A 12,450-nucleotide genomic window follows, 5' to 3' on the forward strand; every position below is an offset into this window, starting at 1 on the left:
TGAGGCCCTGCCCCGGAAAGGGCGTATTTTTCCGCAGCGACCATCATGCATTCACCAACAAAAGCATGGAAAAAAGCGAATCTAAGGCCAAGTAACTTCTCAGTTGATCGATCATTCGCAACCAATTTTCAACAATACCCTCAAAAGATAAATCCGAACTGTTCCAATCATAGTGGAATCATCGTTCGGATGTATCTTTGGCTAATATCCTTTTGTCCCAGCCTCATTTTTTGCATATTTTGACTGACTTTTTTGTCACGCCACTCACCGTCATTTTAAAAAAGTTCCTGTGATGTGATAACATTAGCTTTCATAAGAATTTGTTCAATTTCGCTCGTTGACATTAGTTCGCTATTGGATTGATATCGTTTGAAGGCCACCTTTGGTAAATTCTCATATCTTTTCTTTACCTCCTCTGAAGCATTGACAGGTAAAATAACATAGTAATTATCATCAAATTTATAAGTGTTGCGAGATTCGGCATTTGATACTAACACCTCATGGAGTTTCTCGCCTGGACGTATTCCAATCTCATTGATGACAATGTCTTTTGTGGCAAAATGTCTTTCCAGAACGTCTATTAAGTCAACAATCCGGCATGCTTTCATTTTCATGACAAATATTTCTCCGCCAATCGCTTGTTCGGATGCATATAACAGCAAATCAATGGCTTGAGAAACCGTCAGGAAGAAGCGTGTCATTTCCCTGGATGTAAGCGGAACTGTATGATGGATTGTTATTTGTTCTTTAAAAAACGGGATGACACTGCCATTTGTACCAATAACATTGCCACCACGGATACAGACAAAACGTGTATGACTGCTTAATTGATTGGCCTGAATGATTAGTTTTTCACCGATCGCTTTCGTTAGTCCATAAAAATTTATTGGTTGAACCGCTTTATCTGTCGAAACATCAATAACTTTTTTTACCTTTTGATTTAAACTTGCTTTGATAATATTCTCCGTACCATATACATTGGTCTTTAACGCTTCTGAAGGCTGGTCTTCACATATCGGTACATGTTTGAGGGCCGAAAGATGGAATATATAGTCGACATTTTTTGCCGCTTCATTTACTGCTTCAAAATCTCTTACATCACCAATTACAAATGTTAAATAAGGATTATCCGAAAATGTCCTTTTCATTTTCACCTGAGCAAATTCATTACGTGAGAAGATCCTTATTTCCTTTGGCTGAAATGAAAGCAGTTTTTTTACGAGTTCATGTCCCCAGGAACCTGTCCCTCCTGTAATCAATATTGTCGTATTTTGAAACACATTTAAACAACTCCCTCCAGCGATAATGGCTACTGTTTATATCATTAGTAAAATAAGTCCATTCGAACAGGGCTGATGATTAGGATGACAGTGATTCTTCTAACAGTAGACTACTTGAATTGGTTTACTCAATCCCTGTTTGATAACCGCCTCATTGAATTTTAAAAAGGTTATACCTCAATTTATGAAGAAAATAGTAGACTGTACATGATATATGTTTAAATAAAGGCAAAAAAGGCTGCTGCGAATCCAGACGTGTTCTTTGTTCCAAAACGCATACATGTGTGTAATGCGATATCGTTTCGATATCCCGTGCTTCTGTTTAGAGTGGGTCATCGAGGATCACACCATGAAAAAACAGCTCTCAGTCAAATGTTGGGGTGAGCTGCTTGCTCACTCCTAATTATGCGACCCGAACTTTGAAATGCTTATATTGATGATGCAATAAAATTTTTAATCTGAATCGGTCAAATCGTTTAAAACCAAATGCATTCCGTTTAATGACTTTAGTTTGATTGTTAATACCTTCAACGAAACCATTATGTAAATCCAATCCAAAACTGTTCATAATCTCTTTCTGCCAATTTTGAAAGGTTTCGATCACCTTTTCGAATTCCTTTATCCCTGACGACTTCACAAGATCATAATACTGATAATGCCTCTCTTTGATCTCCTTTAGACCATTTGGAGCTAAACGCTTCGCGGTTTTAAACCACAAACGATAAGCTTCTTTTAATTGATAAGCATTCTTTAGCTTATCTGATTTTTCCAAGTAGTAATTTAAGTACCATAACTGCCTGTCCGTCAGGTTTTCATAATGCTTATAGAACACATGACGCATTCGTTTACACTTCTTACGGTCGTAATCATCAAAATCATTCTGTACTTTCCGCCTTACCCTCTCTAAAGCCCAATAGATATATCGACAAAAGTGAAAACGGTCAGCTACCACCACTGGTCCTCCTAAAGCCTGATCAACAGCTGCTTTAAAGGAATGGCTCATATCCATCACGACAACTTTTACGTTATCTCCATGTTGGCGTAAATATTCCTTTACGGTTTCTTTTTTGCGGTCTTTAAGAATATCTAAGGGCCTCCTTTCAATTGGATCTGCAATGACAGTCTGATACTTTTCGCCGCCTGTATCTCCCTTGTACTCATCAATCGCAATGACTTCTGGTAACTGTTTCGTCTCGCTTAACATCGAGAAACTAATCTGATCAAAACGACGCATAACGGTTGTCGGTGACGTGTCAAAGCGAGCAGCCACATCCTTAAAATTCTTCCCATTGATTAATTCAATCCCAATTGCCTGCTTAAACTCAATTGATTGCCTTTGATAGCGCTCAACAATTGAATTATCTTCATAGAATCGTTTCTTACAGTCGCCACAAACATATCGACGTTTTCGATAAATAAGTTTTGTCCTTCTACTGAAGATTTGCGTATGTTTAATCTTCTGTGGTCTATATTCATGAACTTGATCCGTCCATTGGCCACAACGTGGACAAGAATGGGGTTTCCGCTCCAATTTCACATGAAGTTGATAGTACCCCTCGCTATTAAACGACTCTGTAATGATACACGCTTCTAATCCTGGTAAAGAAATGTTAGAATTCAATTACACGCATCTCCTTTTTGTGGTTGGTTTATTGGGCTAAACTCAGTCTAACAAAACTAGGAGATTGCGTGTTTTCCCAAACGATACGTCCGAACACCCATGTTATGCAGTTCTTTTTCCAGTTCAACCGAAATAGTCGATTTACCTGAACCGGACAGACCTGTGAACCACACCACGGCACTCTTATGGTTATTCAATTGCTACCTGTGTTTTTTCGTTACTTTTGACTCATGCCATTTGATATTTTTTGATTCGGCCATAAGCGCTTCCTCCTAAAACCATACATGATATATGATCAATACAGACGTCATCATCACTAATAGACTAAGCGGGGTCCCCACTTTCACGTAATCTGTAAACTTGTAACCACCAGAGCCATACACGATCAAATTCGTCTGGTAACCAATTGGTGTGATGAAACTTGCAGAAGCGGCTATCGCAATGAGAACCGCAATTCCCATCGGCTCGACAGAAAGTGTCTCCGCCATTTCCATCCCGATCGGCAGCATCATGACGGCAGCTGCGCTGTTGGTGACAATCTCCGTAAATACATTTGTCAGGATATAGATCATAAACAGAATGACCACTAATCCCAATGGCTCACCAAAATCCAACAGACCGTCCGCAATCCATCCCGCCAGACCCGTTTTCCTCATGGCAACGCCAATCCCAAGCGAACTGGCAATCAATAATAAAACATTGAAGTGAACGTATTCCTTGGCTTCCTGAGGTGTGATAATTTTTGAAGCCAAAAATACCAAAACCGCCAATGCCATCGCCTTGAACATGTTTAACCATCCCAGTGTTACCGTCAAAATCATGACGAGCAGCACAGTAATCGAGAACCAGCCTTTCTTAGTGTTTAGATTCAGGTCAGCCAGTGTACCCAATGACGACACAACAAAAAAGTCATTCGACTGCTGATATTTTTCAACAAAATCGGTTCCTGCCAACAGTAACAGCGAGTCTCCGGGCTTCAATACGATATCCCCGACCTTGCTCTTAATCCGTTCATTATTCCGGTGTACCGCAATGACACCTGCATCATACCGTGAACGGAACTGCGACTGTTTAATTGACTTGAATAAAAGCGATGATTGATCCGACACGACGGCATCTACTAAATTGGTCGATCCATCCTTAAGATCATCAAAATCAATGTTCGTCCCAGTTTCCAGCTCCAGGCCTTTAATCTTCTGCAAGTCAACAATGGCTGAAATCAATCCGGTAAAAATCAGCCGATCACCCCTTTGAATCACCGTTGTTGACCTGACCGGTGAAATACGCTCATCACCACGGATAATCTCAATCAGATAAAGACCTTTCAAATCACGAAGCCCCGCTTGCTTGACACGCCTATCAAGATAACGGAAATCTTGTGTCACCTGCATTTCAGCAATATACTCTTTCGGGTCTCCCCTAATCTGCTGGCTGAAACCTTTGTTATCCGGCAATAATTTATATCCGATTGTAAAAAGATAAATGAGGCCAATCAACGCTGCCGGTACACCGACAACAGCCAATGTAAATAATGAAAAGCCCTCTAATCCAAAATCGAGCATCAAACCGTGAACGACGAGATTCGTGGATGTTCCCATCAATGTTACTGTACCGCCCAAAATCGTGGCATATGATAATGGGATCAAAAACTTGGAAGGTGCAATGCCGCGATCTTCGCACCATTTTTTAATAATTGGAGTAAACGTTACAACGATAGGCGTATTGTTCAAAAAAGCCGAAAACGCAGACATCGGCACAAAAAAGCGCAGCATCGAACCTGTATGAGTGCGGCTGTTCTGAAGCCAATTTTCCATCATTTGATCAATTAAACCACTTTTTTGTACGGATCCTGCCACGATGAACAATAACGCGACCGTCAGCATCCCTTCATTGGAAAAACCGCTCAATGCCTCATCAACCGTTAATATGCCTGATAACAGCAATATAACCAATACTGCAAAAATAACCATGTCCGGCCGGGCAACTTCAAAAATCAGCACGGCAAACATAGCCAGAAGTAAAATCAGAACAAACATCATCTCAAACGACATGGGATATCAGATCCCCTTTTTAATCTATGCTCAAAAGAAAAATAGAGCAATCTTTTTAAACAGCCTTTCTCAATTTTCGCGCATTCCTTTAATCAGCACATCAGCAACTTCCGGACGTGAAAATTCTTTTGGCGGACGTTTGCCGTTGCGGAGCAGTTCACGCACTTTTGTACCACTTAAGTGGACATGATTTCCCTTATCGTGCGGACATGTTTTCGCGGATGCCATGTTTTCACAGACTTTGCAGTAAAACGCATATTCAAATTTGAAAATCTGTATACCGAGTTCTTCTTCATATTGTGCTATCAACGGCATGATCACGTCCGACAATAAAATGTGTGCAGCCATAGTTTTTGCGCAAAATGGCATGCAGAATTGCTTCTTTCGGTCCCCGGACATCCGCCGGAATATCATCAGATTTCGTTTCACCGACAAGCGGGTTCAGCAAGCCATCCACCGCCTCGAGTGCGTTCTTTTGAATATGTTCATGCGCACGGTGAACCGGGTTCGTGTTTGGAAACCAACGATTGTTTTCCAGCCCAGGTCCTCAAACATCTTACGTGTATCAGCCGGATCCATGTCATGCGCTGCAAACTGACTGTGATCCGGACGATTAAGCAGCGTAATCGCCCCGCCAAGATAAATATATCCTTTCTCATAGACTTTTTTCACGCGGGATGTGCGGTATCAGCCGTGCCATAGATATTTTGCATTTCCTTCTTTTTATCATATGCATATTTCTCCCTCAGGGTAATGGTTCCATAGATGATGCCATCTTTTCCTTTAAGGGCAATTTGTTCACCAACATTAAAGTTTTTAGCTTGTTCTTCGGTTGCCGGCAGTGTAATCGGAATACTCCAGATTGTGCCATCCACAAGACGTGTATTTTTAACGACATTTTCATAATCATCCTGCCCCATAAATCCTGTCAGCGGACTGAAACCGCCTATCCCAATCAGTTCCATATCAGAAACCACCCAGGAATTGACAGTCATTGACTGAAGCTATTTAGCATTCTTAATCGCCTCTTTTCTTTTCTGTCCAGTTAATTCACAACTGATTAATCTTCCGTCATGTGGTTGATTGACCATACGATAACCCCCGAATTTCTAGTTTCCATACACTAACATATTGAATGAAGACATAAGTTGAAACCATCCATGGCCCAATTTCATTTCACTGATGGATAAAATGGTCATAAAACGTTTACCAGCATTACCAATATTAAAATTACAAAAAAGAATTTCTAAAAACATACCCAATCACTGGACGAAGCCTCTGAACAATAGAAAATGAGGGATTTAACCTGCAAAAAAATTTGCGATTGAGCATGCAAGCAGCAGTAATTACAATACCATGAAAAATCACCATCTGCTGAGATCTCATCATGGTGTTGTTTGACAAGGGGCAAAAACGCTAAAATGCACAAAACAACAGCAAAAGAAAAATCCTCTAATTGGCTAGAAGGCTTATGAAGCACGTTCTAACAAACGAGGATATAACCAATACGCTTTATAAAGTTAGTAACAAAAATAAGGATAAAGGATGTCATACATAAACAGATGTCTTATGATCCATCTGAGGGAAAGTGCTGAAAAAGGATCGACTTCACATTAAGTGCCTGCCATCAAACGATGGCAAGCACTTATGTCACTGCAGTTTATTAAAATAATCAATCATGCCAAGTGCACTGACCTGCATGTCCAGGTTAAGCAAAATATAGACCTCATGGTCGGTCCGCAGCCCTTTAATCGACAAATCTCCTTTGACTTGCTCGAGCATACGTGATGCCAGTACGTCATACCCTTTTCCTTCTGCTACAGCCACTTCACCTATCCCAACAAAAATATCAAGCCATTCCGACACTTGGTCAAGGGCTTGGTTAACATTCTCCGCCATACCGAAATGCCCATAATATATCCTATCCAGCTGCATATTGCGAATACGATCGATGGATGTGTGCATGGCTGTTGGGTCAAAATGGTTCGGGGACGTTGACGGCAAAAAGAAATCAATGCCCTCATCAATCAGCTGCTGATAACGGATACCAGCAGTATCACCCGTGAACAATCCATTGCTGACCGGGTCATAAATGCTGAAATGATGTCTCGCATGACCAGGGGTATTCAGAAATTCCAGTGTGCAGCCCCCACTAATTTTAAGCATTTCGCCTTCGTTCTTAACCATCAGACGTTCTTCTGGCACCGGAACAATCGGATCAAACAATTCACTGAAACTTTCGCCATATACACCTCTTGCCCCTGCAGCCAGTTTTTTCGGATCCATCAAATGCCTGGCCCCTTTTGGATGAACAACTACTTTGGCATGAGGACATTCTTTCAATAGCAGTCCAGCCCCACCGGCATGATCAAGGTGAACATGAGTAACGATGATGTATTTCACCTGTTCCAGGGAAAAACCCAGGTCATCCAGCCCCTTTTTAATATATTTCACCGACGGACTCGGCCCTGTTTCAATCAGCGTCAATTCATCCTCGTCAATGACATATGTACCGGTTCGCTCCGGTACACCTAAATCAAAACCATCAATTAAATGAATGCGTTCATCCAGTTGAATGGGTTGTTTATCCTCCACTACTGTTCTCCCCTTTGCCTTCAAAACTATTCCCGCTTCAGCTCTATCCGGTTAGCTTTTCCAGTCGTTCTAACTAAATAATCAATACATTCTTTAAACTGAGAATGGTTGCTTCTTACCTCAGATCTTTTACCTCCCCACCCTCTTCAAGTCCTCTTTAATAAAACTCCCAATCCATTGTATTAATACCTGTCTTGATCCCAACCTTATCTTTCTTTATTATATCTGAGGTGCATAGCGAAAACGAGTGGTGAAATGCAATTTTTAGTAAGTATCACGAATTAAATTTTAAAATTAACCCAGTAAAAACGCTATTTTGAAACACTTCATTATGATTAAAAAGGAATTTCCCACTTATTCCAAAAAACGATGTTCTTTCAGGAAGTTCACCATCCCTTCCATCAGATCATCGGCCAACGGAAGATCCGGATCGCTATACGTTTCCATATTCCCCTTTTCATCTTCCGGTGCTTCCTTTAATACGTGATTCATTTCTTCCAGAATCAACATATCAGCATTCGGACTGGCTTCATGCAGCAGTTCCGCTTCACTGGCAGAAACCTGCAAGTCACGTTCGCCGTTAACAATAAGCATCGGCATCTCTAATGCAGCCATTTCCTCACGGGGAGCATACTGCATCCATGACGCTAAAAAATCCTGAACAGATGGCCTGAAGACGCTTTGCAGTTCCTGGCTCACATCCTGAACCTGTTCACCCTTTTTGAGTTTATCAAGAATGTCCTCTGCTTCCGCCAGCGAATTCTCGGACAATTGAGTCTCCAATTGTTCATAAAGCACCTGATCGATCGAATGGCCGGCTCCGGCAAGGGAAATGAAGGCATCAGCATGACCAGCACGCGCAGCCAGCATTCCAACTAGTGAGCCTTGACTGTGACCGATAATACCGACCTTAGAATAGTCTTCCTCCTGTGCCAGCAGGTTCGTCCACGCCACAGCATCGTCAACAAATTGATCAAACCGGAGTTCATTTTCCGGGATAGCTGCTTCTAAATTTTCGCCGACCCCTCTCTTATCATAGCGCAGACTGGCGATCCCCTGCTCCGCCAATCTTTCCGCGAGTCGTTTCAAGCTGTTGTTTACCCCAATACCAGCTGAATTACCATTGCGATCAGTTGGTCCTGACCCGGGGATAATAAGCATTACCGGAAAAGGACCTTCTCCATCAGGCACCTCTAACTCGCCATACAGCATCCCTTCATCCGTTTCCACGCTTAAAAAATTCCCGTCATTTTCATCCACAGTCCCACCTTTTGTCAATTGAAATGGAAAGGTCTGACCGTGCTGGCTGAAATCACCCGTCATTTCGTCATCTTTAAACTCACCGTCAAAGGCGATTTGCTGTCCCTGTATATCTGCGAAAAAGGCGACGTCCGTTCCATTCACTGTAACCGACGACAGCGGATACGCTTCGATGCCTTGGACCGGAATACTGATGGTTCCAGTCCATTCGCCATCCTTAGTAAAGCTGACAATAATGTCGAGCGGCTGATTTGGAACCTCAATGGATCCCGTCCATTTGCCATCCACATTAGCATCCTCCTTATTTCCTTCGCCATTATCACTGCATCCTGCGGCAATCGTTAACATGACAATCAGCAAACATAAAATATATGCAGCTTTTTTCATGGGGAATCCTCCTTCTATCTGCCGGTACTACGGTGATTGTCAGCTAAAGGTTTCACAGTGCTGGCAGAAGCCGTTTTAAAATATCAATCCTACAAGCCATGGTGCTGCATACAATGTCATGAATTGGACACCATAATTGACACCTCTTCTATGCAGAAATCCAGCAACCAGACCGATTACCAATACTCCTGCAATATTCAGCACACCGGCATCCATATACGCCAGCATCAGCACAAGACCGAAGAAAAGGCCGAGCATAGCTTCATGAGGGATTCGCCTAAATACAAATGCACATATCGGCTGGGCATACTTAATCATAATGAAAAAAGTTATACTGATGGCAATCACAGCGCCAATCAATGTCGCTACCACAAACTCGTTCATCGATAAGATATGATGCAGATTATGTTCGTATGTGAATACAGGCGGTGCATTGAATAAAGCATGTCCAGGTCCCAGGGCCGTCGGGGAAAGCGGATAGCCAATTGCAATCAGCGGAACCAATGTACCAGCAAGATAGGCGGCATTCGTCAGTCCGTCCATGCTGGAAATCGCACGAGCTGCCCGTTTAACCGGATCTTTAATTTTGCTTGCGATCATTTCACCGAGAAAGATCGTCATACCAACGGGGCTCATGAAAAAGGTGAGCACCCCAAACACTGAACTGACAGCACTGGAGATCGTCTCGTTTTTATCCAAAATTTTGAATGGATTCGGAAAGCCTTTTTCTGGCTTCGATTTTCGCATGGCGATTTCTTTAGTACCGTAACGCGGCTGGTTTCTTCTGATTCTTCCATTCAGCAACTCAAACAATTTTAAAATGACAGGTCCAATTGTAATCCCAAGGAAAAATGATGTGAAAACGGTCGTATCTTCAGGTACAATGCCTAGTTCCCAGTATGCATGCCGCAGTCCCTGAATGATGAACGCAAATGGAACAATCGACAATACGGCAAACCAGCGATTTTTCGTCATCAATGCCAGAAAAATGGCACCGAAAAAAAATACCTGACTGGAATATTGCTCTATTACATCGGCCAGCGGTACCAACGCGGTTGCCAGCAATAGACTGAGCGGTATTGAAATGATCGTTCCAATGACTGAACCTGAAGCCATTTTTCGGATACTTACATCAGGTTTTCCATGTTTTTTCAAGACCATTGCATGATCGACCATTGGAGCGGACATCACACCGCCCGGAATACCTGCGACTGCAACCGGGATAGAGTCGGTCAATTTTTTGGCTACGATGGCAGCAATAAAAAATGTTAAGATAAGGATTGGCTCAAGGCCGGAAATCACCAGAACCAATGTGACTGGTGCAAGAACGGCCGTTTCATCCGTGCCCGGAGCAATACCAATGATCGTGTATAAACCTGCCCCAAGAATAGCCACAATAACCATTTGCACAATTAAAACGATATCCATAATGCCTACTCCTCATCTATATAAGTAAAATTTCGTTTGGGTTGAATCATGATGGTACTGATCATAAAACCTAAGACTGCACCGATCAGCCCGAATATAAGCGGCTGCTGACCCTCAGGTGCAACTAAATATCCGCCAAGCGACGTCACACTGCAAATGGCCAAACCTAATGCCAGATCCTTTATGTTGACCAGGTCTTCCCATACTTCAATGTTTTCTTTTTTATCTTGTTCAGACACCTTTTAACAACTCCTTATATCGCGTATAGACTCGTTCCATAGTGAGAGCTTTCAAATACAACATCCTTCATAACTTTAAATTATACCTATTCAACATTGTTTAAGAAAGCTGTTTTTTAATTTTTATACGGCTCCCGTTTCAGGAAAAATTTGCGTCATGAAGCACAGAATGGAAAAAGCGTAATGTCAGGTTAGCACAGCCTATTTTAACTACAATCGAAACAAATGCTGAAAAGGGGACATCAAAATAAAAATTTAATTTTTGCCCCCTTTTGCGGAAATATATCAATTGCAGCAGTGAAAGAATTCATTTGTATTGATCATGATATTGTACTCTTGGTAGTTGTTTTGACCGTGCTGCGCCAATGGTTGATTGAAGTATGAGTTCGAAAAGGATTCCATTACTGGTTTGTGTGGCACTGGGGTTTGTGCTCGCTCGAGTTCGAAGTGTTTTCACTCAACTTGATTCTGTCCTCGATCAAGTTTGGAGTGTTCTCGCTCGAGTTGGTGTTGCACTCGAATATATCCCCGTACGTAAAAAATGGCAATAAACCAAACGGCTATTCATACATAATGAATCGATTTTATCTCAAAATAACAATGAATACTTTGAGGAGGTTATGTTAATGCAAAACCAACAGCAAAATTTCACGGACACGACACAGCTTCCACCACAACAGCATTATGGCGGTCATGATATGTTTGATGCACATGAGGCCCTATCAGCTCTGACTGGCGCCATGGATCAATGTGTATTGTATGAACAGTACATTCAGGATCCGGAATTGCAAACCATGTCACAGAAACATCGGGCTTTTTGCAGCCAGCTTTACAATACCATTATTGATACGTTTCAATCCGGGCAGGATCCGGCCGTTGATACGAAATCCTACAAAATGGACCAGAGCAACGATGTCACATATGGTATGCAACCACCGTCACAGCCAAAAACACCGATGCAGTCGGTTAATGAATTAAATGACCAATCTATTTCAGGCTTTATGATGGGTTCGTTAAAGTCAGCAGCTTCAACTTTTACGATGGCAGCATCAGAAATGACCAACCCTGTTTTGCGTCGTGTGCTGGCAGATAGTGTCCCAAATTTGCTTGAAATGGCCTATGAAGTATTCCTTTATCAAAACAAAAACCAATATTACCAAGTGCCTCAGCTCAAGCAGCAGGATATGCAGGCATTCCAGCAAAGCTATGCACCTGCTCAGGGAACAATGCCGCATTAAACGGAAGACGGCAGGTAGAAGCGAGGATCGTTGGAATCGGCGAATAAGCCGATTCCTTCTTTTTTCAATTGTATTAGCGACAATCTGGTGCTTTAAATTACTGTCAACAAAATAAAACTGCCTGCTCGCTATCAACAAACAGACAGTTTTTTATGAAAGCCCCTGAGCTCCCTTTTCAGTCCAGCAGCCGGTTATTCATATCAACGGACATCACACGGGCTGGTCTGGAAATGTCATCAATGTCATATGTTCCATCTCCATCACACACGCTGCATTGATACTGCCATCCTTCATCATCTGAAAGCATACCTATTCCTTCACAGGCTTTGCAGGTCTTTTCACGGTCCACGA

9 protein-coding genes and 2 pseudogenes are annotated in these 12,450 nt (G+C 42.2%); 1 reads left to right on the forward strand and 10 read right to left on the reverse strand.

Going from position 1 to position 12,450, the window contains the following annotated elements:
• Positions 1-275: 275 nt before the first annotated feature.
• The 9 genes and pseudogenes from BM195_RS08790 to BM195_RS08830 all read right to left on the reverse strand — a co-directional run bounded on the left by BM195_RS08790 (position 276) and on the right by BM195_RS08830 (position 10,861).
• Positions 276-1,280 carry a polysaccharide biosynthesis protein gene (locus tag BM195_RS08790; protein ID WP_090236694.1) on the reverse strand — a complete coding sequence of 335 codons (1,005 nt, stop codon included), beginning with the start codon at positions 1,278-1,280 and terminating at the stop codon, positions 276-278.
• Between the two features lie 403 nt (positions 1,281-1,683).
• On the reverse strand, positions 1,684-2,901 hold the full coding sequence (locus BM195_RS08795; protein WP_090236697.1) for an ISL3 family transposase: 1,218 nt from the start codon (positions 2,899-2,901) through the stop codon (positions 1,684-1,686).
• A gap of 77 nt (positions 2,902-2,978) precedes the next feature.
• Positions 2,979-3,161: pseudogene (locus tag BM195_RS08800) on the reverse strand (adenylyl-sulfate kinase); the annotation flags it as partial.
• Between the two features lie 12 nt (positions 3,162-3,173).
• A complete protein-coding gene (locus BM195_RS08805) occupies positions 3,174-4,952 on the reverse strand; it encodes an SLC13 family permease (protein WP_090236699.1) in 1,779 nt (592 codons plus the stop codon).
• 69 nt (positions 4,953-5,021) lie between these two features.
• A pseudogene (sat, locus tag BM195_RS08810) lies at positions 5,022-6,043 on the reverse strand (sulfate adenylyltransferase).
• Positions 6,044-6,602: 559 nt separating this feature from the next.
• A complete protein-coding gene (locus BM195_RS08815; protein WP_090236700.1) occupies positions 6,603-7,547 on the reverse strand; it encodes an MBL fold metallo-hydrolase in 945 nt (314 codons plus the stop codon).
• Between the two features lie 354 nt (positions 7,548-7,901).
• The gene (locus tag BM195_RS08820) at positions 7,902-9,194 is read right to left on the reverse strand and encodes an alpha/beta hydrolase (protein WP_090236701.1); all 1,293 of its coding nucleotides are present in this window, start codon (positions 9,192-9,194) and stop codon (positions 7,902-7,904) included.
• Positions 9,195-9,269: 75 nt separating this feature from the next.
• A complete protein-coding gene (locus tag BM195_RS08825; protein WP_090236702.1) occupies positions 9,270-10,622 on the reverse strand; it encodes a tripartite tricarboxylate transporter permease in 1,353 nt (450 codons plus the stop codon).
• Between the two features lie 5 nt (positions 10,623-10,627).
• Positions 10,628-10,861, reverse strand: coding sequence for a hypothetical protein (locus BM195_RS08830; protein WP_090236703.1), 234 nt, complete (start codon positions 10,859-10,861; stop codon positions 10,628-10,630).
• A 626-nt stretch (positions 10,862-11,487) separates the two neighbouring features.
• Between BM195_RS08830 and BM195_RS08835 the strand changes: the two genes are divergently transcribed.
• Positions 11,488-12,099, forward strand: a complete 612-nt coding sequence (locus BM195_RS08835) for a spore coat protein (RefSeq protein ID WP_090236705.1) — start codon at positions 11,488-11,490, stop codon at positions 12,097-12,099.
• Between the two features lie 175 nt (positions 12,100-12,274).
• Here BM195_RS08835 and BM195_RS18305 read toward each other — a convergent pair whose 3' ends face one another.
• Positions 12,275-12,448: a hypothetical protein gene (locus tag BM195_RS18305; protein WP_170848202.1), complete on the reverse strand. Its 174-nt coding sequence runs from the start codon at positions 12,446-12,448 to the stop codon at positions 12,275-12,277.
• Positions 12,449-12,450: the final 2 nt, after the last annotated feature.

Origin of the sequence: Lentibacillus halodurans, from assembly GCF_900112045.1 — a bacterium.
Lineage (GTDB): Bacteria > Bacillota > Bacilli > Bacillales > Amphibacillaceae > Lentibacillus > Lentibacillus halodurans.

Coding starts and splice junctions, on each gene's coding strand:
- BM195_RS08825 (WP_090236702.1), bottom strand. CDS start 10,622: ATGGATATCGTTTTAATTGTGCAAATGGTTATTGTGGCTATTCTTGGG.
- BM195_RS08835 (WP_090236705.1), top strand. CDS start 11,488: ATGCAAAACCAACAGCAAAATTTCACGGACACGACACAGCTTCCACCA.
- BM195_RS08805 (WP_090236699.1), bottom strand. CDS start 4,952: ATGTCGTTTGAGATGATGTTTGTTCTGATTTTACTTCTGGCTATGTTT.
- BM195_RS08820 (WP_090236701.1), bottom strand. CDS start 9,194: ATGAAAAAAGCTGCATATATTTTATGTTTGCTGATTGTCATGTTAACG.